This window comes from Nonomuraea harbinensis (assembly GCF_019396385.1).
GTDB lineage: Bacteria > Actinomycetota > Actinomycetes > Streptosporangiales > Streptosporangiaceae > Nonomuraea > Nonomuraea ferruginea.
On sequence record NZ_JAHKRN010000079.1, the window covers coordinates 1 to 22014 of the forward strand.

The 22014-nt window shown below is 72.8% G+C and carries 24 protein-coding genes and 2 pseudogenes; 14 read left to right on the plus strand and 12 right to left on the minus strand.

Annotated features, from left to right (window positions below):
- Window positions 1-128: 128 nt before the first annotated feature.
- The 6 genes and pseudogenes from KME79_RS41825 to KME79_RS41850 form a co-directional block, all read right to left on the minus strand.
- Window positions 129-1520, minus strand: a pseudogene (locus tag KME79_RS41825) (DNRLRE domain-containing protein); the annotation flags it as partial.
- 230 nt (window positions 1521-1750) lie between these two features.
- A complete protein-coding gene (locus KME79_RS41830; protein WP_219551685.1) occupies window positions 1751-2977 on the minus strand; it encodes an NAD(P)/FAD-dependent oxidoreductase in 1227 nt (408 codons plus the stop codon).
- A 57-nt stretch (window positions 2978-3034) separates the two neighbouring features.
- A complete protein-coding gene (locus KME79_RS41835; RefSeq protein ID WP_219551687.1) occupies window positions 3035-3694 on the minus strand; it encodes a peroxiredoxin in 660 nt (219 codons plus the stop codon).
- A gap of 29 nt (window positions 3695-3723) precedes the next feature.
- Window positions 3724-5112, minus strand: a complete 1389-nt coding sequence (locus KME79_RS41840; RefSeq protein WP_219551739.1) for an MBL fold metallo-hydrolase — start codon at window positions 5110-5112, stop codon at window positions 3724-3726.
- Between the two features lie 60 nt (window positions 5113-5172).
- Window positions 5173-5997: pseudogene (locus KME79_RS41845) on the minus strand (sulfite exporter TauE/SafE family protein); the annotation flags it as partial.
- Window positions 5998-6073: 76 nt separating this feature from the next.
- On the minus strand, window positions 6074-6658 hold the full coding sequence (locus KME79_RS41850) for a rhodanese-like domain-containing protein (RefSeq protein ID WP_026214363.1): 585 nt from the start codon (window positions 6656-6658) through the stop codon (window positions 6074-6076).
- Between the two features lie 205 nt (window positions 6659-6863).
- Between KME79_RS41850 and KME79_RS41855 the strand changes: the two genes are divergently transcribed.
- On the plus strand, window positions 6864-7226 hold the full coding sequence (locus KME79_RS41855; protein WP_219551689.1) for a hypothetical protein: 363 nt from the start codon (window positions 6864-6866) through the stop codon (window positions 7224-7226).
- Here the strand turns inward: KME79_RS41855 and KME79_RS41860 are convergent.
- The 3 genes from KME79_RS41860 to KME79_RS41870 all read right to left on the minus strand — a co-directional run bounded on the left by KME79_RS41860 (window position 7210) and on the right by KME79_RS41870 (window position 8950).
- A complete protein-coding gene (locus KME79_RS41860; RefSeq protein WP_219551691.1) occupies window positions 7210-7623 on the minus strand; it encodes an Hsp20/alpha crystallin family protein in 414 nt (137 codons plus the stop codon). The two genes, KME79_RS41855 and KME79_RS41860, sit on opposite strands and share 17 nt — an antisense overlap.
- A 136-nt stretch (window positions 7624-7759) precedes the next feature.
- Window positions 7760-7996, minus strand: a complete 237-nt coding sequence (locus KME79_RS41865) for a PLD nuclease N-terminal domain-containing protein (protein ID WP_219551693.1) — start codon at window positions 7994-7996, stop codon at window positions 7760-7762.
- Window positions 7997-8092: 96 nt separating this feature from the next.
- Window positions 8093-8950: a universal stress protein gene (locus tag KME79_RS41870; RefSeq protein WP_308249242.1), complete on the minus strand. Its 858-nt coding sequence runs from the start codon at window positions 8948-8950 to the stop codon at window positions 8093-8095.
- 311 nt (window positions 8951-9261) lie between these two features.
- Here KME79_RS41870 and KME79_RS41875 point away from each other — a divergent pair, with 311 nt between their 5' ends.
- The 12 genes from KME79_RS41875 (at window position 9262) to KME79_RS41930 (ending at window position 18541) form a co-directional block, all read left to right on the plus strand.
- On the plus strand, window positions 9262-9711 hold the full coding sequence (locus KME79_RS41875) for a universal stress protein (protein ID WP_219551695.1): 450 nt from the start codon (window positions 9262-9264) through the stop codon (window positions 9709-9711).
- Between the two features lie 15 nt (window positions 9712-9726).
- On the plus strand, window positions 9727-10158 hold the full coding sequence (locus KME79_RS41880; RefSeq protein ID WP_219551697.1) for a hypothetical protein: 432 nt from the start codon (window positions 9727-9729) through the stop codon (window positions 10156-10158).
- Window positions 10155-11054: a V-type ATPase subunit gene (locus tag KME79_RS41885; RefSeq protein WP_219551699.1), complete on the plus strand. Its 900-nt coding sequence runs from the start codon at window positions 10155-10157 to the stop codon at window positions 11052-11054. The genes KME79_RS41880 and KME79_RS41885 overlap by 4 nt, the downstream gene beginning before the upstream one ends.
- Entirely contained in the window at window positions 11041-12336 is a 1296-nt protein-coding gene (locus KME79_RS41890; protein WP_219551702.1) for a V-type ATPase 116kDa subunit family protein, read from the plus strand. Before KME79_RS41885 ends, KME79_RS41890 begins: the two co-directional genes overlap by 14 nt.
- Window positions 12337-12338: 2 nt before the next feature.
- Window positions 12339-12605, plus strand: coding sequence for an ATP synthase subunit C (locus KME79_RS41895; protein ID WP_219551704.1), 267 nt, complete (start codon window positions 12339-12341; stop codon window positions 12603-12605).
- The gene (locus KME79_RS41900) at window positions 12605-12832 is read left to right on the plus strand and encodes a hypothetical protein (RefSeq protein ID WP_219551706.1); all 228 of its coding nucleotides are present in this window, start codon (window positions 12605-12607) and stop codon (window positions 12830-12832) included. The genes KME79_RS41895 and KME79_RS41900 overlap by 1 nt, the downstream gene beginning before the upstream one ends.
- Window positions 12829-13323, plus strand: a complete 495-nt coding sequence (locus KME79_RS41905) for a V-type ATP synthase subunit E family protein (protein WP_219551708.1) — start codon at window positions 12829-12831, stop codon at window positions 13321-13323. The genes KME79_RS41900 and KME79_RS41905 overlap by 4 nt, the downstream gene beginning before the upstream one ends.
- Window positions 13311-14936 (plus strand): V-type ATP synthase subunit A, encoded by a 1626-nt coding sequence (locus tag KME79_RS41910; protein ID WP_219551710.1) that lies wholly within the window; start codon window positions 13311-13313, stop codon window positions 14934-14936. Before KME79_RS41905 ends, KME79_RS41910 begins: the two co-directional genes overlap by 13 nt.
- Window positions 14933-16297, plus strand: coding sequence for a V-type ATP synthase subunit B (locus KME79_RS41915; protein ID WP_219551711.1), 1365 nt, complete (start codon window positions 14933-14935; stop codon window positions 16295-16297). Before KME79_RS41910 ends, KME79_RS41915 begins: the two co-directional genes overlap by 4 nt.
- Window positions 16294-16896: a V-type ATP synthase subunit D gene (locus KME79_RS41920; RefSeq protein WP_219551713.1), complete on the plus strand. Its 603-nt coding sequence runs from the start codon at window positions 16294-16296 to the stop codon at window positions 16894-16896. The genes KME79_RS41915 and KME79_RS41920 overlap by 4 nt, the downstream gene beginning before the upstream one ends.
- Window positions 16897-17252: 356 nt before the next feature.
- Window positions 17253-17933, plus strand: coding sequence for a CBS domain-containing protein (locus KME79_RS41925; protein WP_219551715.1), 681 nt, complete (start codon window positions 17253-17255; stop codon window positions 17931-17933).
- Between the two features lie 2 nt (window positions 17934-17935).
- Entirely contained in the window at window positions 17936-18541 is a 606-nt protein-coding gene (locus KME79_RS41930) for a CBS domain-containing protein (RefSeq protein WP_219551717.1), read from the plus strand.
- Between the two features lie 157 nt (window positions 18542-18698).
- Here the strand turns inward: KME79_RS41930 and KME79_RS41935 are convergent, their stop codons facing one another.
- Together KME79_RS41935 and gap are read right to left on the minus strand one after the other, a co-directional pair.
- On the minus strand, window positions 18699-19532 hold the full coding sequence (locus tag KME79_RS41935; protein ID WP_219551719.1) for a universal stress protein: 834 nt from the start codon (window positions 19530-19532) through the stop codon (window positions 18699-18701).
- Between the two features lie 120 nt (window positions 19533-19652).
- Entirely contained in the window at window positions 19653-20639 is a 987-nt protein-coding gene (gene gap, locus KME79_RS41940) for a type I glyceraldehyde-3-phosphate dehydrogenase (RefSeq protein ID WP_219551721.1), read from the minus strand.
- A gap of 282 nt (window positions 20640-20921) precedes the next feature.
- On the opposite strand from gap, the gene KME79_RS41945 reads away from it, so the two are divergent.
- Window positions 20922-21560, plus strand: coding sequence for a chemotaxis protein CheB (locus tag KME79_RS41945; protein ID WP_219551723.1), 639 nt, complete (start codon window positions 20922-20924; stop codon window positions 21558-21560).
- An 82-nt stretch (window positions 21561-21642) separates the two neighbouring features.
- On the opposite strand, the gene KME79_RS41950 is transcribed toward KME79_RS41945, so the two are convergent.
- On the minus strand, window positions 21643-21990 hold the full coding sequence (locus tag KME79_RS41950; protein WP_219551725.1) for a VOC family protein: 348 nt from the start codon (window positions 21988-21990) through the stop codon (window positions 21643-21645).
- Window positions 21991-22014 lie beyond the last annotated feature (24 nt).

A 22014-nucleotide genomic window follows, 5' to 3' on the forward strand; every position in this document is an offset into this window, starting at 1 on the left:
GATGTAGGTGAATCTCTGAAATCGCGTCTCTAGGGGCTTTCGGGTGTCTGCATCTCTCACGGCTGGATGACCTGCAGTTTCAGCTCTGCAGGACCTCCAGGACCCGCGAATTACGTCGAACCCGGGTCCCAGTGGATGACTTTGCGGGAGAAGATGTCGATGATGACGTACAGCAGATAGTAGACGCCGCGTACGGGGCCTTTCAGTTTGGTGATGTCCCAGGACCACACGAGGTTGGGGCGGTCGGCCTCCAGTTCGGGCTTGCTGGTCGGCGGGCGGACGGCCTGGGCGCGTCGTTCGCCGCTTTGCCCGCGTTCGCGCAGCAGCCGGTACATGGTGGCCTGCGAGCACAGGTAGACGCCCTCGTCCAGCAGGATCGCCCACACCTGGGCGGGCGACTTGTCGGCGAAGCGGGGCGAGTCGAGCACCGCCAGGCCGTAGTTCGGCTCGCCGTCCGCCCAAGCCTGGACAATGTCGTCCACGGAGTGGATGAGGTCCCACGGATAGTTCATGGCGCCGGTGCAGCTCTCGCCGGCGTAGCCAGCGTATTCGGTGTCCGCCCCGGTGGTGGTGATGCGCGGCTGGGACGACCACGTCAACGTGGAGACGTCCCAGCGTTCCGTCACTTGGTAGGCGGTGATGCCGGATCCGACGAACTCGCCGCAGTCGCTGGACAGGTGGTTCCACAAGACCAGATCGGCGTTCTGGACCGTTGCTCCCCGGATGGGGTGGTCGGCCGGGAACTCGTCGAAACGGATGTAGCTGCGCCAGCGGACGGCGCCGTCATTGGACTTGCCGACCAGGATCCGGTCCAGGCCGCTGTTGGCGTAGCCGTTGGGGTAGTCGGCGTTGTTGACGAAGGTGTCGTTGCCCAGCTCGGGCTCCCACCAGTCGTCGTCGAACGCGGCCAGCGTCACCGGGTAGGCGACGGCGGGGTCGGCAAGATAGGCCGGGTCAGGCGTATAGACCAGCGCCGAGGCGCTCTGGTCCAGGGTGACGGCGACCTTTCCCACCTTGCCCGCGTCGGCGTCGCTGTTGAGGTCGGTCGCGACCGCGTCGAGGAGCAGCGCCGCAGGCAGGTCAGCGATCTTCTTGCCCTGGGAGAGCAATGCCGGTTTACCCGCGCTGTCCTCCTCCAGGGCCAGGTTCTTGGGCACCGTGGTCGGGATGCGGAAGCTGACCGGGCCGGTGACCCGCTCCCTCAGGACGATCTCCTGCTTGAAGCCGGTCGCCGTAGCGGTGACGACCAGGTCGATCCCCTTGCCGTAGAGCGAGGGGTAGGTGGCGGTGCTGCCCTTGAGGGTGGGCTTGGGCAGTTCGCCGGGGCTGCCGATGGTGGCCGAGCCCTTGCTGCCCTTGCTCTTCAGCACGAAGGCGTCGTCGCCGGCCGACAGGGTCAGCTCGCCCTTGACGGCCTTGGGCTTGATGACCCCATCGATTTCAGCCAGCGTGGTGTCGATGGGGGTGAAGCCGTCGCCCTTGGCGTTCTTGACCCGGATGGGGTGCAGATGCTGTTCCATCCGCACGGTCTTGCCGTCGGGGCTGGCGTAGTAGGTGGCCTTCTCCAAGCGCAGCGCCTCAATCTCGACGCGGCGGTTGTCCTTCTTCGCCCGCGCGAGCGCCTTGCCGGTGGGCGTGTCGGGGGCGCTGGGCCGCCCTGCTGGCCGTCGCCTCGCACTGCACCGTGCACAACACCCTGCAGCAGCCGCCCGAGGTCACCGTCGAGCTGGTGTGAGCGCGGGCGGTCCGATCACATACGGCCCTTCAGCATGCCGTGCCAGTACAGCGCCGGCAGGCCGTACCGCTTGAGCAGCCACATGTCGCGGCGCTCCTTCCTGGTGTCGATCAGCGGAACGGTCGGGGTGGGCCGCAGGTCGTAGTCGAACTCGGCGAGCACCATCTTGTCGCGGGCGGTCACCAGCGGGCAGGAGGTGTAGCCGTCGTACCGGGCGGTGGCGGGGCGGCCCGCCACCGCGGCCAGCAGGTTCGCCACCACGACGGGGGCCTGCTTGCGGACCGCGGCGCCGGTCTTGGACGTCGGCAGGTTGGCGGCGTCGCCCAGGGCGAAGACGTTCGGGTAGCGGGGGTGGACGAGGGTGTGCTTGTCCACCTCGACGTAGCCGAACGGGCTGGCCGGATCGGAGAACGGGGTGCCGGCCCTGATCCAGCCGGGGGCGCTCTGCGGGGGCACGGCGTGCAGCAGGTCGTAGCGCAGCACGTCCTTGCGGCCGGTGGCGTTGTCGCTGATGGTGGCCTCGCGGTTGGCCGGGTCCAGGCCGACGAGCTCCGACTGCAGCCGTACCTCGATGCCGTAGCGGGCGACCACGCGTTCCAGGATGGGCACGTAGGCCGGGGCCTTGAAGATGGCCGCGTCGGGGATCGCCAGGACGACGCGGATGTCGGCCAGGCGGCCCTTGCGCCGCCAGTGGTCGGCGGCCAGGTAGGCGATCTTCTGAGGCGCGCCGCCGCACTTGAACGGGCCGGACGGCTGGGTGAACACGGCCGTGCCGGAGCGCATCCGCCTGATGAGCTCCCAGGTGCGCGGCGCGTGCTCAGGGGCGTAGTTGCTGCCCACGGCGTCGTGGCCGACGGCGTCGGCGAGCCCGGGGACGCCCTGCCAGTTGAGCTGGATGCCGGGGGCCAGGACGAGGTAGTCGTAGCCGAGCTCCTTGCCGCCGGCGGTGGTGACCTGCCCGGCGTCGGGGTCCACGGTCGTCGCGGCGTCCCGGATCCAGGTCACGCCCTCGGGGATGACCGAGGCCTCCGGACGGCAGGTGCTCTTGAGCGGGGCCTGGCCGCCGCCGACCAGCGTCCACAGCGGCTGGTACCAGTGGGTGTCGGCGGGGTCGAGCACGGTCACGCCGCCGACACCGGCCCGGCGCAGGCGGGCCGCGGTGGTGATGCCGGCGGTGCCGCCGCCGATGATGAGCACCCGCCTGCCGCCGGTGCTCGCTGCGTGGGGGTCGTACGAAGGCATCGGACGCCTCATTCCTTGGGAAGGGCCCCGCGGGCGGCCCCGCCCGCGGGGGTCGGATCACACGGTGCCCGGGACGCTGGCGAGGTACCAGTCCGCGAGCTTGACTCGCTCGTCTGCCAGCCGGGCGTCCAGCTCGGCCTGGGTTCGGGGCGCGGGCAGGAGCACGTCGTCGCCCGGCCGCCAGTTCGCCGGGCACGCGACGCCGTCGCGGTCGGAGGTCTGCAGGGCGTCGACGAGCCTGAGGATCTCCGGGACCATGCGCCCGGCGTTCATCGGGTAGTAGAGGATCGCCCGTACGGTCGTCTCCGGGTCGATCACGAAGACGGCGCGGACGGCCGCCGTCGCCGACGTGTTCGGGTGGAGCATCCCGTACGCGCGGGACACCTTCGTGTCGAGGTCGGCCACGATCGGGAACGGGATCGTCACGCCCAGCTTGTCACTGATCGCGCGGGTCCAGGCCAGATGGCTGTGGACGGAGTCGATCGAGTTGCCGAGCAGGGCGACGTTCCGGTCGGCGAACTCCCCGGCGAGCTCGGCGAAGGCGACGAACTCCGTCGTGCACACCGGGGTGAAGTCGGCCGGGTGGCTGAAGAGGACCAGCCAGCGGCTGGCGTAGTCGGCCAGCCGTACCGGGCCGTGGGTGGTCTCGGCGGCGAAGTCCGGCGCCTTGTCGCCGATGAGCGGGAGCCCCGCCGGGGCTGCGGCGTCGATGGTCATGGTGTTGTGTCCCCCTTGGGTGCTGCGGGTCAGGCGTTGGCCGGCGCGACGGTCCGCTGCCAGGCCTCGTAGCCGCCGAGCAGGTCCGACACCCCCGTGCGGCCCTCGTGCTCCAGCAGGCTCGCGGCGATGACCGAGCGGTTGCCGCCGGCGCAGTAGACGACGACGGGACGGTCCTGCGGGATCTCCGCGAGCCGCCCGGCGAGCTGGGCGAGCGGGATGTTCAGCGCGTTCTCGATGGCCGCGCCGCCCGCGGTCTCGGCGGCGTTACGCACGTCGAGGAGGACCGGCTGCTCGGGTCCTTCGAGCACGGCGCGCAGCTCGGTGGCCGTCACGCGGGTGCTGTGGGCGATCTCGTCCGCCATGGCCAGGAAGGCGCTCACGGGCTCGTGCAGGTAGCCGGTCACCCTGTCGAAGCCGATCCGCCCCAGCCGGGTGACGACCTCGTGCTCGCGGTCCTGGGGGGCGATGACCAGGATCTCCCTGCCGGGCGCGACGACCATGCCGGCGCGCTCGGCGAAGCGGCCGTCGGCGGCGACGTTGATCGAGCCGCGCAGGTGCGCCAGCGCGTACTCCTGCGGGTCGCGCGTGTCCAGGACGACCGCGCCCGCCGCCCGCTCGGCCAGGAACTCCGCCGCGGACAGGGCGACGGTGTGCGCGTCCGCGTCGAGCAGGTCATGCTGCTTGCGATTGAGCACCGCGTCGTAGACGAAGTAGCCGGGCGCGGGCGGCTGGCCCTCGGTGACGATCGACACGAACTCCTCCTCGTCCATCGGCGCGCAGGCGTAGTTGGTCAGGCGCTGCTGGCCGATCGTGGACTGGAGCTCGGTGGACAGGTTCTTGCCGCAGGCCGATCCGGCGCCGTGCGCGGGGAAGACGCGGGTGTCGTCCGGCAGCCTCATCAGCTTGTGCTGGACGCTGTCGTAGAGCATGCGGCCGAGCTGGTCGGACGTCACGCCGAGCGAGGCGAGCAGGTCGGGGCGGCCCACGTCGCCGATGAACAGCGCGTCGCCGGTCAGCACGCCGTACGGGGCCGGGTCCCCGGCGTGCTCGTACACCAGCACGCTGATCGACTCGGGCGTGTGGCCCGGCGTCTCCATGATCTCCAGCACCACGTCGCCGAGCACGATGCGCTCGCCGTCGGTCAGCTTGCGGATCGGGTACTCGGCCTCGGCCCGGCTCCCGTAGCCGATCCACGCCCCGGTCTTGGCGGCCAGCTCCAGATGTCCGGCGATGAAGTCCGCGTGGAAGTGGGTGTTGATCACGCCCTCGATGCGCAGCCCTTGCGCTTCGGCGTCGGCGAGGTACTCGCTGACGTCACGCCTGGGGTCCACGACGACGGCGCGGCCGGTCTTGCGGTCACCGATCATGTATGAGGCCTGGGAGAGACAGTCCAGGTAGTACTGGGTGAAGAACATGGTCTTCCTCCTGTTCACTGATGTCTTGCCGAGGAACTTCTTGCGCTGGACTTCTTTGATGAGGATCAGGGCCAGGACCGCCGCCACCACCCCGGCGGCCAGTGCGGTCAGGCCCCACCCCGTACGGAACAGGTCCGGCGGCACCTGCTGGACCAGCACGAACGTGCCCATCACGAGCACGAACCAGCCGAACCCCTTGCGCAGCCGTTCGGCGTCGATCCGGCCGGCGAGCCGCCCGCCGATGACTCCGCCGACGACCGCGGCGGCGGTGACCGGCAGCGCGATGGACCAGTCGACCGGGACGGACTGCAGGTAACCGGCCAGCCCGGCGAACGACTTCATCGCGATCACGACCAGCGAGGTCGCCACGGCCATGGCCATCGGCATGCCGCCGAGCAGCACCAGCGCGGGCACCACCAGGAACCCGCCGCCCGCGCCCACCAGCCCGGTGACCAGGCCGACGACGGCGCCTTCCACGATCACGTGGAGGAGCGGCAGATCCTTGGCACCGCCCGGCGACGGTTCGGGCGCGCGGCGGCCGCGGATCATCGCGACCGCGGTGGCCACCATCATCAACGCGAACGCCGCCAGCAGCACCGTCGCGGGCAGGTGCGGGCCGAGCAGGCCGCCGCCGTACGCGCCGGCCATGCCGGCCAGGCCGAAGACGAGCCCCGTACGCCATCGGATGCGTCCGGCCCTGGCGTGCCCGACGGCGCTCACGAGGCTGGTCACGCCCACGACGAACAGCGACATCGCGATGGCGGCCTTGGCCGGGACTCCGGCCAGGTAGACCAGCAGCGGCACGGTGAGGATCGAGCCGCCTCCGCCGAACAGGCCGAGCGTCAGGCCGACGACCACGGCGGCGGCCAGGGTCAGAGCGCTCATGCGATTCCTCCCTATACCCCCTGGGGTATATGCGAGGCAGACGTCCCCGCCGATGGTGGGCCGGGGGGACAGGGGGTCAGGCGTTCGGGCGGCGGATGCAGGCCAGCGCCTGGTCCACGTCGACGCCGGGGCCACGGTTGTACGGCAGGCGGGACAGCAGCATGCCCATGGCGCAGGTGTCGGTCAGCGCGGCGAAGGTCAGGCCCGCGCCGATGAAGGCGGCCACGTATCGCGCGCCCGGCAGCCACAGATCGGCCACGACCGCGCCCAGCACGATGCCGCCCGCGACCAGGCGGACCTGGCGTTCCAGGCTCCACCTCGGCCGGCCGCGCACCACCGGCGCCCCGGCGGCGATCCAGGCGTTCATGCCGCCCGCGAGCACCGTCGCGTCCGGCAGCCCGGCGTCGCACAGTTTCTTGTGCGCCTGGGTCGCGCGCCCGCCGGACTGGCAGATCAGCAACATCCTGCCGCCCGCGTCGGAGACGATCCGCCGCAGGTGGGTGTCGACCTGGTCGAGCGGCAGGTTGATGGCCCCGTCGATGTGCGCGGCATCGAACTCGCCGGGCGTGCGCACGTCGACGACGAGCACGTCGGGGTTAGAGGCGATCATGGCGCGCGCGGTTATGGCATCAACGCTGGCGGAGGCGTTGTCGGTGGTCATTGCTCTCCGTCTTCACTGTGCTCGGGATACCCCAGGGGGTACTCTCACGTGCTCCGTTATACCCCCCGGGGTTAGCGTGAGGCAAATCGGGGGCCGCCGGCCCCTCCGGACCACGTGGCTCGGGAGGGTCCCCGGGGCCGCGTGTTACCAAGGGTGCGCCGCCGGCGGCCGCCGGCAGGTGTGGGAGAACGACGAGAGGAAGACCATGGCTCCGACGTCCGTCGCCCTTCTGATGATCGCGTCCACCGTGGCCTACGGTCCCGCGCAGACCGACGCCACGACGCGGGTCCGGCCCGCCTCCACGGCCGACCAGGCCGGTCCCGCCATGAGCGCCGCATGCACCGCGGGCACCACGGAGCTCGCGGCCCGGCCGGGCCTGCGCGCGTGCTACGACGGCACCTGCAAGGTCACGCTCACCCGGCCGGGCCCCAGAACTTGGCCGCGTATTGGCGCGCCCGGCCGCCATCCGCGGCATGATCGGGCGGCCACACGATTCGCGCCGACTCCGAAGGCGGGCAGGAGCCTTTCCGGCTCCCGCCCGCGCTGCGGCCTCAGTGCTCGACGGTGATCCGCCTCCCCTCCTTCTTCTCGCTCTCGGCCAGCTCCACGCTGATCTCGAGGACGCCGGCTTTGTAGGTGGCCTTGACGTCGTCCGTCTTCGCCGCGGCGGGCAACATCACCGCCCGGGTGAGCGAGCCGTAGACGAATTCGGAGCAGTGCGGCTCGGCGAGCTTGCGGGTCTTCTCGGCCCGGATGAACAGCACACCGTCTTCCACGGTCACCTCGACGTCCTTGTCGGGGTCGACGTCGGGCAGCTCGGCACGCAGCACGTACCGGCCGTCGGCGACGTAGTCCTCGATGCGGACGATCTGGCCGAACGGCCGGAACCCGAACATCGGGTGCTCCAGCCACTCCGTCAGCGCCGGGAACGGGAACCTCGTGCCTCCGCGTTCGAGCAGAGCCATGGCAGCCTCCTCTCTCGTGGTTGCCGATCCCACAGCCTCAGCACACCCGGCCCGCGAAAGGTGCCATCAGAGGAAAAGGACCTGTGGTCGCGGACGATCGGCCCCCCTTTTTCGACAGGCCGGTCCTAGGCGATCTTCAGGGCTGCTGCCGCTCGGCCCCGTTGCGGGGGCGCCGCCGCCCCCACAGCAGGTAGGCGATCGGGCCGACCGGCTGGACGAAGATGCCCAGCCACCACAGCCCTCTGCGACCCCGGACCGTCTCCTTGGGGCCGAACGCCAGGTCCACGGCCGCAGTGATCGTCAGCGCCGCCTCGGCCGACATCAGGGCCAGCACGAGGCTCTGCTGCCGCTTGGACATCTCTTCCCATCGCATACGCCGCTCCTTCAGCGCGAGTCCTTCTCCGAGCTTGACCATGTCGCGGCGTTTCACCCCGAATCGAACGACCGCGATCGAACACGCCTTCCCCTTTCAGCCCGGCACGCGCGCCGTGGTGGCCACCACCCACAGCGGGCAGGGCGCGCGGTGCAGCAGTTCCTGGCTGATCGAGCCGAGCACCATCCCGGCGAACGCGCCGTGCCCGTGTGATCCGACCATGAGCACGTCGGCGCCGGTGGCCGTCTGCCGCAGGACCTCGGCGGGGTGGCCGTGCACCACCTCCGCCACCACGGGCACGTCGGGGTGCGGCTCGCCGCACTCGGTGACAAGCTCCTGCAGCAGGGGCAGCGCCCGGCCCTCCTCGCCGGGGTCGGCCGGCTGGAATCCGTCCCGCCGCGGCCAGGCCCAGGCGTGAACGGCGCGCAGCCTCGCTCCCCGCCGTCCGGCCTCGGCGAAGCCGGCTCGCAGCACCAGCCGGGACCGGTACGATCCGTCCACTCCCACCACGATCTCGCCCCGGGGCAGGCAGGGCAGCGCAGACACCACCACGGTGTCGCAGGCCGCGCGGCCGGCGACGCCGTGGGCCACCGAGCCGACGAGCAGCCCACGCATGCCGCCGATCCCGTGGCTGCCGATCACCAGCAGTTCGGCCGCCTGTGACGCCCTGATCAGGGCGGTGCGCGGATCGCCGGGCAGCAGGTCGGCCATCACCTTGACCTCGCGCCCCTCGCGGCGGGCCCGTTCCTCGCCGGCGTCGAGCACCTCCTGGCCGCTGTGGCGCATCCAGGCGGCCACCTCGGCGTAGCGGCCGTCGTCGCGTTCGCAGACCCACCGCGGCAGCGCGTGCACCACCGTCAGCCCCGTCTGCCGGATGGCCGCCTCCCGGGCTGCCCAGCCGACCGCCTCGAGTCCGGCCCGCGACCCGTCGACCCCCACGATGATCATCGTCATCGTCCTCCTCGGCCCCTTTTCTTCCAGCGCATCCCAGCGGCGTGGACGGCGCCACCACCGAAGGTCCTGCGGTTCGTGACCTTCGTCCCCTCTGCCCACCGGCCCCCTCACAGGAGTCCGGGAAGCCGTGTCTTTCGGCCCGCCGGCGACGACTTTCTGCCCTCGCCGGGCGACCGCGCCGCGCGTGAACGTGGAGTCAGGACCGCAAACAGAGGGGGCCTTGCCATGAGCGTCGTCAAGGAGGACCTCAGGGCCGGCGGCACCGAGCTCGCCGACAGGCCCGAAAGCGTCCGACGGGAGGACAACGCGCCATGATCGGCAAGATTCTGCTCGCCGTCGATGACTTCTCTGCGGCGCTGAAGGCGGCGCGCCTGGCCATCGACCTCGCCGCCGCCACGCGGGCACAGCTGCGCGTGCTCCACACGGTCGAGGATCACGTGCTGACCGACGCGGTGGGCAGGGTCTCCACCGCTCGTGACGTCGCCCGGCGCAGACAGGTCGCGGGCGAGAACGTGCTGCGGAAGGTGGCGCAGCTCGCTGGTGAGGCGGGCGTGCCGGCGCACACCACGCTCAAGGGCGGCGTGCCGGCCAGGTGCCTGCTGGCCGAGGCGCGTATCTGGCAGGCGGACCTCGTGGTCGTCGGCCTCGCCGCGGGCGCTTCGGGCGACGCGCACCCGGGCGAGGCCGCCATCGTCGAATGCGCCGACCAGCCGGTTCTGATCGTCCCCGATCGGGCCCGGCGGGCCGTGCGGAGCGGGTGAAGGGAGGGCTGCGTCATGGCTCGGTTGCGGGAGTTCGCCGGCCGCTTCCGTCCGGCGGGGGTGCCGGGCGCCGCCGCACCGGCGGCGGTGCCGGCCGACCGGCGCGCCTGCCGTGAAGCCGAACTCGAACCCGTCTTCGCGGCGCTGGCCAAGACGGCGCGGACCTGCTCGGATCTGCGTGAACAGGCCGAGAAGGACGCCCGTGAACTGAAGCGGCAGGCCGGCGAGCGCTGTGAGGCCATCTTGGCCGACGCGCGCTCGCGTACGGCTGCCGAACGCGCCGATGCTCTGGCCGTGGCCCAGGGCCGGGTCTTGGCCGAGCACAAGGCCCTGCTGGATGAGGCGCGGCGCACGGCTCACGACATCGGTGAGCGCGCCCGGTCCCGGCTGCCGCACCTGGTCGAGCGGGCGCTCGACCGGATCCGGGCGCTGGGGGCCGAGCCGTGAGCGGCGCCTGGGTCGCGGGCGCGACCAGGGCGAAGGCTCTGGTGCGGCGCCGGCTGGGCGAGGCGGGAGCCGTGCGGCTGGCGCGATCCGGCAGCTTCGAGGCCGCCGTCGAGACCCTGTCCACCGGCCCCTACGGCCACGACGTCCGCCCTGGTCTGGACCCTGTCCAGGCTCAGCACGCGGTGGCGGCCACCCTGTTGTGGCACACGCGGGTGCTCGCCGGTTGGGTGCCCCGGCAGGGGGCGGACGCGCTGCGGATGCTGGCCCGCTGGTTCGAGATCGCCAACGTCGACGCCCTGCTCGCCGGTGCGGACGCGCCGTTCGAGCTGGGGGCGCTGGCCACCTCGTGGTCGCGGTTGAGCAGGGCTGCCGACCCGCGGGCGCTCCGCGCGGAACTGGCCTCCTCCGCCTGGGGCGACCCGGGCGGGGACAGCCCGCGGGAGATCCAGCTCGGCATGCGCCTGTCCTGGGCGGCGCGGGTGGCCGACGCGCTCGATCCGGCGCTGCCGTGGGCGGCGGGAGCGGCGGCGCTGCTCGTGGCCAGAGAACGTTTCCTGCAGCGGCGGGAGCTGAGCCCGCGAACCTCGGAACGGGCCGCGGCGCTGCTGGGGGCCGAGGCGGCCGACGCGCCGTCGCTGGCGGACCTGGCCGGCCGGCTGCCGGTGGCGGCGGCCTGGGCGCTCGACGAAGTGGACGAGCCCGAACAGCTGTGGCGTGGCGAGGTCCGCTGCTGGCAGCGGATCGATCACGACGGCTGGGCCCTGCTCGCCGGATCGGGGTTCGGGCTGGAACCGGTCATCGGCGCGCTGGCCGTGCTGGCCGCCGACGCCTGGCGGACGCGGGCGGCGCTGGCCCGCCTCGCGCGCGGAGTGAGGGGTGAGGATGCGCAAGCTTGAGGCGAGGACGAGGACGCGGTGGCGGCCGGTGCGGATGGCGCGGGTCGCCGTGGCAGCGCCGCACCCCCGCATGCGACAGGTGCTCGCCCAGGTGGGCGATGCCGGATGCGTGGAGTTCGAAGGCGGCCCGGACCTGGAGGCGTTCGCCGACGCGGCGGTGGTGCGCGGCGGTGTGGCGGCGCTGCCCGGGTGGATGCCGGAACCCGCCGTCGCGGCGCTGGCGGACCGGCTGGCCCCGCTGGGCGGCGCGGTGGTGCCGCTGCCGCATCCGCGCGGGGTGCAGGCGCCTTCCCTGCTGCGCCCGGGTGGGGTGCGCGGATCGATCAACGCGCTGGTCGAGACGTACGGGACGGTGCCGTACGCGGACGTCGATCCCGCCCCGCTGGCCATGGCCGCCTACGTGCTGATGTTCGGCATGATGTTCGGCGACGCCGGGCACGGGCTGCTGCTGCTGGCCCTGGCCGGGCTGCTGCTGGCGGGCCGGCTGCCGCGCCTGCGCCGGATGTGGCCGTTCGCGGCCGGCGCGGGCGTGACCAGCGTGCTGTTCGGGCTGCTGTACGGCGAGTTCTTCGGCCCCACCGGGCTGGTGCCGGTGCTCTGGCTGGAGCCCATGGCCGAGCCGATCCCGCTGCTGCTGGCCGCGCTCGGCGTCGGCGGCCTGCTGCTCGGCGGCGCCTACCTGCTGGGCAGCGTGAACCGGTGGCGCGAGGGCGGCTGGCCGCTGGCGCTTTATGCCCGCTCGGGCGTGGCGGGGGCGGCGGCCTTCCTCGGCGTCGGGCTGGTGGCCGCCGGCTGGTACACCGGTCTGGGCTGGCTGCTGGGCGGCGGGATCGCGGTGGCGGTGGCCGGGCTCGCTTTGGCGTTCGCGGGGTTCGCGGCCGAGGGCGGCGGGGTCACGCAGGCCGTGATGGAGCTGTTCGACGTGGTCGTCAGCCTGGGCTCGAACGTGGCGTCGTTCGCCCGGCTGGCCGCCTTCGGCCTCACGCACGCCGCGATCGGCGCGATCGTCTGGGAGAACACCGCCGGGTTGTGGCCGTCACCCGTCGCGGTCGTGGTGTTCCTGCTGGGCAACGCGGTCGCCTTCGCCCTGGAGGGGCTGGTGGTGGCGATCCAGGCGCTGCGCCTGGAGTACTACGAGCTGTTTTCGCGCGTCTTCGAAACCGAGGGGCGGCCTTTCCGCCCCTGGCACGTCCCGTTGGAGGGATCGGCATGTCCGTCTGGTTCAAGCGAGGTGTCCTCGCTGTCACCTCCGTCATCGTCCTCCTCGCTGTCACGCTCCTGATCGTGGCGGTGTCCGGCACCGCGGCGGGCGCCGAGAGCGCCGCGCAGGCCGCCGAGGCGAACTGGGCGGCGCTGCTGGGCGCCGCCATCGCGGTGGCGGGCTCGTGCATCGGAGCGGGTGTGGCGGTCGCCTACACCGGTGCCGCCGCGCTGGCGGCGCTGAGCGAGCGGCCGGAGCTGTTCGGCCGCGCCATCGTCATCGTCGGCCTGGCCGAGGGCATCGCCATCTACGGGCTGGTCGTCGGGATCATCCTGATCGGCAGGGCGTGATGGGCCGCATCGCGGTGCTCGGCGAGCGCGCCAGAGTGGCCGACTTCGCACTGGCCGGCGCGCTCACGCTGACGGCCGGCACCGCCGAGGAGGTGCGCCGGGCGTGGGAGACGCTGCCGCCGGACGTCCTCGTGGTCGCCCTGACGCCCGCGGCCGCCCGAGCGCTGGGCCCGGTACAGGGCCGGCTCACCGTGATCATGGCCGAAAGGGCGGGTGAAGGCAGATGAACGACCCCATCGCCGCGCTGCGCGCGCAACTGCTGCGCACGGCCGGGCAGGAGGCCGAGCAGGTGCGTTCGCAGGCGGAGAACGAGGCCGCCGGGCGCGTCGCCGCCGCCCGCCGCCAAGCCGGCGAGCTGCTGGCAGCCGCCCGCGCGGAGGGCCTGGCGCAGGCCGCCGCCGACGACAAGGCCGAGCGCATCAAGGTCCAGCGCGAGGCGCGCCGGCTGATCCTGGCCGCCCGCCGGGAGGCGCTGGAGGAGCTCCGTTCGCATGCCGCCGCGGCGGTGAGCCGCCTGCGCGATGACCAAAGGCTGCTGCGCCGGCTGCGCGACCTGGTCGGCGACCGGCTCGGCGCCGGCCACACGCTGACCGCACACCCCGGCGGCGGCATCGTCGGGCAGGCGCCGGGCCGCCGCGTCGACGCGAGCCTGCCCACGCTGGCCGCCCGGGCGGTCGACGAGATGGCAGCGGAGGTGGAGCAGCTATGGCGGGAGTGACGCGGGTCAACGGGCCGCTGGTCGAGGTGGACGGCCTCGGCGGGGCCGCCATGTTCGAGCTCGTGGACGTCGGCGGCATCCCGGGCGAGATCGTGGCGCTGACCGGCGATCACGCCACCGTCCAGGCGTATGAGTACACCGGCGGGCTCGAGCCCGGCGCCCGCGTCGTGTCCTTGGGCGGCCCGCTGTCGGCCAGGCTGGGCCCCCACCTGCTGGGCGGCATCTTCGACGGCCTGCTGCGGCCGCTGGACGGCACGGAGATGTGGTTGAAGCCGTCGCCCCTGCGGGCCCCGGGTCGCAGGCTGTGGCCCTTCCGGCCGCTGGTGCCGGCGGGCACGCCCGTCGCGCCGGGCACGCCGATCGGCTCGGTGACCGGCTCGGGCGCTCTGCCCTATCTCGTCCTGTCCCCCGGCGGCACGGTCACGGCTGTCCGTCCCGCGGGCGGCTACGCCGCCGACGCTGCCGTGGCGAGCGTGAGCGGGCGAAAGGTCACCATGGAGTGGCTCTGGCCGGTACGCCGCGGGCTGCCGTACAGGGGCAGGCTGGACGAGCAGGTGCCGCTCATCACCGGGCAGCGCGTCATCGACCTGCTGCTTCCGGTGCGGCGGGGCGGGACCGTGGCGGTGCCCGGCGGCTTCGGCACCGGCAAGACGGTGCTGCTGCAGCAGATCGCCAAGTGGTGCGACGCCGACGTGGTCGTCTACATCGGCTGCGGCGAGCGGGGCAACGAGATGGCCGACGTGCTGGCCGAGCTGCGCGAGCTGGCCGACCCGCGTACCGGGGGGCGGCTGCTGGATCGTACCGTCGTGATAGCCAATACCTCGAACATGCCGATGATGGCGCGTGAGGCGAGCGTCTACACGGGCGTGACCGTGGCCGAGCACTTCCGCGACATGGGCTACCACGCCGTGGTGATCGCCGACTCGACCTCCCGGTGGGCCGAGGCCCGCCGCGAGTTCGCCTCCCGCGGCGGCGCGCTGCCGGCCGAGGAGGGCTATCCGGCCGATCTGGCCTCGGCCATCGCCGCCTTCTACGAGCGGGCGGGCCTGGTCACCACCCTCGGCGGCGAACCGGGATCGGTGACGATCATCGGTGCGGTCTCCCCGCCGGGGGGCGACTTGACCGAGCCGGTCACCACGCACACCCAGCGCTTCGTGCGAACGGTGTGGAACCTGGAGCGTGCTCTGGCCTACGCCCGCCACTATCCGGCCGTGTCGTGGAACGGCTCGTTCTCCCGGGACGGCGCCGCCCTGGCCGGCTGGCACGTCAGGAACGGCAGACGGGACTGGGTGGCGGCGCGGACGCGCGTGGCGGGCCTGCTCGCGGAGGCCGACCGGCTCTCGGCGCTGGCCGAACTGGTCGGCGCCGCCGCCTTCCCCGCCCGCGAGCGGGTCGTGCTGCTGGCCGGACGGCTGCTGCGGGAAGGGCTGCTGCAGCAGAGCGCGCTCAGTGCCGCCGACGCCTACTGCGCTCCCGAGCGCACCGGCCGCCTGACCAGCCAAATCCTCGACGTCGTCGACGAGTGCCTGCAACTGGCCGAACAGGGCATGCCGGCCGCCGAGATCGAGACCCGCGACTTCTCCGACGTCCTGCGTGCCAAGGAGCGGCCATGATCGAGCTTGAGTACACCTCGCTCAGCGAGCTGCGCGGCCCGCTGGCCGTGGTCAGCGGCGTGTCGAAAGTGGGCTGGGACGAGTTCGCGACGATCCGGCTGTCTTCCGGCGAGACCCGGCACGGCCTGGTGCTGGAGGTGGACCGCGATCTCGCGCTGGTCCAGGTGCTGGAGGGCACCTCGGGCATGGCCGGGGACAGGACGCGGGTCGCCTTCGCCGGTTCGCCGCTGCGCGTGCCGGTCGGGCCCGGCTGGCTGGGGCGCGTCTGCGACGGCCGCGGTCGGCCGCTGGACGGCGGCCCCGCCGTCTTCGGCGCGTCCACGGCTCCCGCGGCCGGTTTTCCGCTCAACCCCACCTGGCGGGTGCCGCCCGCCGAGCCGGTGCTGACCGGGGTGTCGGCTATCGACCTGCTGACCACCCTGGTCCGCGGCCAGAAGATCGCGTTGTTCTCGGCGGCGGGCCTGCCGCACCTGGAGCTGGCCGCGCAGATCGCCGCCCAGTCCCATGCCGGCGGTGAACCGTTCAGCGTCGTGTTCGCGGCGATGGGGCTGACGCACGCCGACGCCGCATCGGTGCGGGACGCGCTGGAGCTGCGTTCGGCCGCCGGCGAGCTGGTGCTGCTGCTGAACCTGGCCGACGATCCGGTGATCGAACGGGTCCTGACGCCGCGGATCGCGCTGACCGTGGCCGAGCACCTGGCCTTCGAGATGGGCCGGCACGTACTGGTCGTGATGGCCGACATGACCAGTTACTGCGAGGCGCTGCGCGAGGTGTCGGCCGCTCGCGGCGAGATCCCGGCCCGCCGCGCCTATCCCGGCTATCTCTACAGCGATCTGGCTTCGCTGTACGAGCGCTGCGGCCGGGTACGCGGCAGGCCCGGCTCGCTGACCCTGCTGCCGGTGCTGACGATGCCGGCCGGGGACATCACGCACCCGGTGCCGGACCTCACCGGCTACATCACCGAGGGGCAGATCGTCTTGTCGCCGCAGGCCGACCTCTACCCGCCGATCGACGCGCTGTCCTCGCTGTCGCGGCTGATGCGCCGAGGCGTGGGCGAAGGCCGCACCCGGCCGGAGCACATGGACCTGGCCGCCCAGACACTGGCCGCGCTCGCGCGCGCCCGGCAGGCCGGGGAACTGGCCGAGATTGTCGGGGCCGGGGCGCTCAGCGCGACCGACCGCGGCCACCTCGATCTGGCGCGCGCTTTTGCCACGCATCTGCTGACCCAGCGCGCGGACGAGGAGCGCACACTCGAGGAGACGTTCGACCGGGCCTGGAGGGTCGTCTCGGTGCTGCCGCGGCGCGAACTCGCCATGCTCGGCGAGGACGCGCTGGACGCCTGCTACCGGGAGGGCGGATGAAGATACGCGCGCCTGCCGGTCGCATGGGACGGCTGTGGCTGCGCCGCCGCCTGGCCACCGCCCGTCGCGGCATCGACCTGCTGGATCGCAGGCTCCGAATCCTGCTGCGGGAGCGGGAACGCCTGCGGCTGGCCAGCGACCGTACCGCACGCGCCTGGGCGGCCGCCCAGGCCGAGGCGGAGACGTGGACGCTGCGCGCCGCCACGCTGGCGGGCGAGCAGGCGCTGGCGCCGGGCCCGCCCGCCGAGATCACCGTCGAGTGGGCCGAGGTGATGGGCGTGGCCTTCCCCGGCCGCGTCTGCTGCCGCTTCCCCGACCCTGAGGGTTTCGCGGCCAGCGCCGCGGTGCCTGTGGCGCGGCATGCCTGCCGGGCGGCTTTGGAGGCCGCAACCCGGCATGCGGCCGCGCGGGAGGCTCTGCGCCTGGTGGCTGAGGAGACCGCCACCACGACCACCCGGATCAGGGCGTTGCGGGAACGCTGGGTGCCGGCCTTGCAGGAGGCTCTCGCGCAGCTGGAGCTCGGTTTGGACGAGACGGAACGGGCGGCCGCGGTGCAGGCCGCCCGGGCGCGCCGGGGCGGGTCAAGCCCGCTCGCCTGAAGCCTCGCGTCGTCGCGGCGCCCCGGACCCGCCATCCGTGTGGCGACCTACGACCGCCCGGTTCGGGACCTTCGCCTCTCAAACCTGCCGTTCGCGCGATGTGTGATGAGGACGGCCGACAAGGAGGCACGCATGGACGGCATCATGTGCCGGGATCGCGGAAATCTCCGACATGCCGCAGGCGCCGAAGGACATCCCCCGGCGCCGGGCAGGATCGCTTCGCCGGCCGCTGCCGGGAAGGGCGACGTCACGGCCACCTACCACCTGGGTAGTGTCGCGGCCGGCATCCTGCCGGCCGGGCCCGGGCCGGCGGGCTCCCGCCCTGGCGCGCAGGAGCCGGAAAGGGACTGATCGGCATGCGTATCACTGTCGCCGACGTGATGACGACCGACGTCGTCTCCGTCACCGCTCCCACCCCGTTCAAGGACATCGCCGAAGCGCTCATCGAAGGCGGCATCAGCGCTGTGCCCGTCGTGGACGACGACCGCCGCGTGATCGGCATGGTGTCGGAGGCGGATCTGCTCCGTAAGGAGGAGTTCCGCGAGCAGTTCTACCGCGAGGGCTACCGCCCGCCGCTCCGCGCCCGGCTGCGCCACCCGAAGATGCGGCACAAGGCCGAGGGCGAGACCGCCGGCGAGCTGATGACCAGCCCCGCGATCACCGTCTCACCGCGGGCGTCGGCGGTCGCCGCCGCCCGCCTGATGGACGCGCACGCCGTCAAACGGCTGGCCGTCGTCGACGAGGACCGCCGCCTGGCGGGCATCGTCAGCCGCCGCGACCTGGTGAAGCTGTTCGTCAGAGGTGATGCCGAGGTCGCCGCCGAGATCCGCGAAGACGTCCTCGACCGGGCGCTGTGGGTGGACACCGGCGGCGTCGAGGTGGACGTGCGCCAGGGCGTCGTCACCCTGTCCGGCTGGATGGACCGCAAGTCCGAGGCCGCGATCGCCGTCCGCATGACCCGCCGCGTGAACGGCGTGGTCGACGTCGTCGACAAGCTCACCTGGAAACAGGACGACTCCGCCTGGGAGGGCAGGTAATCATGCTCGTCCGTGAGGTCATGAGCAGCCCGGCCATCACCGTCCGCCGCACCGACCCGGTGCGGCGGGCGATCCGGACGCTGTACGAGCACGACATCACCGCCGCGCCCGTCGTGGACGACGCCGGCCGGGTGGCGGGCGTCGTCAGCGAGCTGGACCTGCTGCGCGGCGAGTTCGAGCCGGACCCGCGCGCCACCGCGATGCCGGTCCGGGCGGCGGCCGAGCCGCCGCCCCGCCGCGTCATGGAGGTGATGACCCGGCAGGCCGTCACCGTCACCGAGACCACCGACGTCACCACCGCCATCGACCTCATGGTGGGCAAGCGGATCAAGAGCCTGCCCGTCCTGCGCGGCCAGGAGATCGTCGGCATGGTGAGCCGCCGTGACCTGATGGCCATGCTCGCCCGCCCCGACGACGAGCTGCGCGCGGCCGTCGAGACGGCGCTGCGCGAGCAGTACCCGTTCGGCCCGAGCTGGCACGTCGCCGTGCGCGAGGGCGTCGCCGAGCTGAGCGGCCCGCCCCGCGAGCACGCCGACCACATCGCCGACCTGCTCGCCCGTACCGTGCCCGGCATCGTCCGGGTCAAGCACCTGAGGAGACAGCCGTAGCAACGACGCGGAGGGACGCGGAGGACAGCGCCGTGACGGCGCCCACACCGATCCCTGCCGATTTATGCCGATCGCCGTACCTTGCCGATCGCCGCACCTTGCCGATCATCGCCGTGACTCACCGCCGCCGTCGATCGCCGCGTTCCTCTGGCATGGCTCATGCGTGCACCACGGCCACCGGGCAGCGGGCGCGGCGCAGCACGCCTCGGGCGACCTGCCCCAGCGGCTCCGGTGCGGCGGCCCGGTCCGAGCCCACGACCAGCAGGTCGGCTTGCCCGGCCGCCGCGGTGAGCGCGGCCACCGGGTCGGCGCGCAGGAGGTCTTCGACGACCGGCACGCCTGGGTGGTCGTGTCCGACGGCCTTGACCAGGTCGCGGGCAAGCAGGCGCTGGGCTGTGACCTCGCTCATGCCGCGGGTGTCCCCCGCGGTGGCGCCGTGTGCGTCCGCCTGCCAGGCGTGCACGACCCTGAGCGTCGCCTCGCGCAGTTCGGCCTGGAGGAAGGCGTAGGTCAAGGCGGGCCCGCACGCGGGCGAGGCGTCCACTCCGACCACGATCTCGCCGTACGCGGTTCGGTGCTCGGCCCGCACCAGCACGACCGGGCAGCGGACGCGCCCGGCCACATGCATGCTCACCGGGTTCGGCACCGCGCCGAAGGATGCGTGGCACGCGTAGCTGCCCAGCACCAGCTCGACGACATCGTCTGCCTGCTCGAGCAGGGCCGTGGCGGGCTCGCCCGTCACCTGTTTCGTCGTCACCTCGATGGTCGGCTGCCGCTCGCGAACCAGTGCCTCGGCCTCACGCAGCGTCCGGCGGCCGTCGCGCGACCGTCTCCCGCGAGGCAGGGCGGCGCCGGTTCTGCCGACCTGGTACGGAGCGGTCCCCGTGACGTGCACGATCAGCAGCGGCACGTGCATGCGCATGGCGTCGCCGGCGGCCCACTGCACAGCGGCGCGGGCGGCCATGGATCCGTCCACTCCTGTCACGATCATGGTGTCCTCCTTGGCCACTGCACGCCGGATCGGCTCGTCCGGGCGTGGCCCGCCACGCCCCGGCTGCGCGGGTCGGGAGGTGCAGGATTGCCGCAGCCGGACGTGGCGGCCGGTGCCGTCTCAGGCCATCCGCCGGGCCGTCTCCACGAGGCGGTTGGCGTACCCCCATTCGTTGTCGTACCAGCCGAAGACCTTCACCAGGTCCCCGCTCGCCTGCGTCAGCGCGGAGTCCAGCACGCACGAGGCGGCGTCGCCCACGATGTCGCGGGAGACCAGCGGGTCGGTGCTGTAGCGCAGGATGCCGCGCAGCGCGCCCTCGGCGGCCGTGGCGAAGGCGGCGTTGACCTCCTGCGCGGTGACCTCGCGGGCGAGCTGGGCCGACAGGTCGGTGAGCGAGCCGTCCTCGACCGGCACCCGGACGGCCACCCCGTCCAGCCGGCCGTCCAGGTCGGGCAGCACCCGGCCGACCATGCGGGCCGCGCCGGTGGTGGTGGGCACGATGTTGACGGCCGCCGAGCGGGCCCGGCGCGGGTCCTTGTGCGGGGCGTCCAGCAGCCGCTGGTCGCCGGTGTAGGCGTGGATGGTGGTCATGAAGCCGCGTACCAGCCCGAACCGCTCGTGCAGCACCTTGACCATCGGCGCCACGCAGTTCGTGGTGCAGGAGGCCAGGGAGACGATCTCGTGCCGGGCCGGGTCGTAGGCGGCGTCGTTCACGCCCGGGACGATGGTGGCGTCCACGTCCTTGCCGGGGGCCGACAGCAGCACCCTGCGGGCGCCCGCCTTCAGGTGCGCGGCCAGGGCCTCGCGGGTACGGAAGCGGCCGGTGGCGTCGATGACCAGCTCGACGCCGTGGGCCCGCCAGTCGAGCTGGGCCGGGTCGGCCAGGGAGCTGACGGCGATCTCGCGGCCGTCGACCTGCAGCGTGCCGGGCGCGGTGGTGACGGGCAGCCCGAGCGGCCCGTACGTGGAGTCGTGCCTGAGCAGGTGGGCCAGCGCGGCCGGCTCGGCGACGTCGTTGACGGCGACGACCTCGAGGCCGTCGAGGGTGAGCGTGCGGCGCAGGACGGCACGGCCGATCCTGCCGAAACCATTGATCCCGATTCTCATGGCCTCATCGTCCGCCGCCCCTGCTCGGCGGGGCAGAGGCCAGGGTCCCGTCCCGGACGGACCTTCGACCCGGCGACGCGCGTCGATCGAATCGCCGGCGGCCTGTAGGTGACCGATGACCGACGCGACGGGACCAAAGCCTCCTGCTGCCGTCTTTCGCCTGGTCGAGGATGGGATGAGGAAGTGATCGGACCGGCCGTCCCTGGCGGCTCGGGCAGACCCTCGTACGTCACTTGGAGTGTCAGGTCCCGCGCCGCTTCCCCGGCCGAAGGGCGGCATCCCGTGGTCGTCAAGGATCCCCCGACGGCGGCGAAGGGCCGCACCGCGGAGCCGATGGCCGGACGTGCGCCGGTCGTCGCCATCGTGTGCTCGTCCGGAGGGCTGCACGCGGCCGGCCGGGTGCTGTCCGGGCTTTCGGCCACCTTCGCCGGGGCCGTCATCGTCCTGCAGCACGTCTCACCCGATCACCGCAGCATGCTGCCGGAGATTCTGGCCGGACGAACCGAGCTGCCCGTGGCCGCGGCGCGTGACGGGCAGCCCCTGCTGCCTGGCCGGGTCGTGGTCGCTCCTGCGGGGCACCATTTGCTGGTGACCGGTGACGTGCGGGTCGCGCTCATCATGTCCGGGCCCCTTCCGCCTCCCCGGCCCTCGGCCGATCTGCTGCTGGCCAGTCTGACGCTGGCGTGCGGCGCCGATGCCATCGCGGTGGTCTTGTCCGGGGAGGGCAGCGACGGCGCGACGGGCGCCACCGCCGTGCATCGGTTCGGCGGCACGGTCATCGTCACCGACGAAGCCAGCACCTCTCACTTCTCGATGCCGCGGGCCTGTATCGCCCGGGACGGCATCGTCGAGCATGTCGTCCCCCTCGACCAGGTCGCCTCGTTGCTGATCGGCCTGGTCGCAGGGCGCAGGGCCAGGTGAAGGGCGGCGGCCGCGCTCCGCCGCGCGGAGGCGGACGCCGCCCTTGCCTCGTGTCCGGCCGGCCGGCCCGTCCAGCGCGGTTTCACCGGGTCGCAGACAGCAGGCCGATCAAGTTGCCCGCCGGGTCGGTGAACAGCGCGAACTGCGTGCCTTCACCGATCGTCGTCGCTGGCACGCACACGTCTGCGCCGAGTTCGCGGGCGCGCTCCAACGTCTGCTTCAGGTCCTCGACCCGCACGTAGACGGTGACGTACGGCGGCACGCCCGTGCCGGTCCGCATGATGCCGCCGTCCAAGCCCTCACCCGGCCGGACCAGGGCGTAGTTGTGGTCGACGGTCTCGCTCTTCCAGCCGAACAGGCTCTCGTAGAAGGTTCGCAGCGCCTCGCGATCAGGTCCCGCGATCTCCCAGTGCACGATCGGATGTGCCATGGCGTCCTCCTTTCCTGGCTCGCC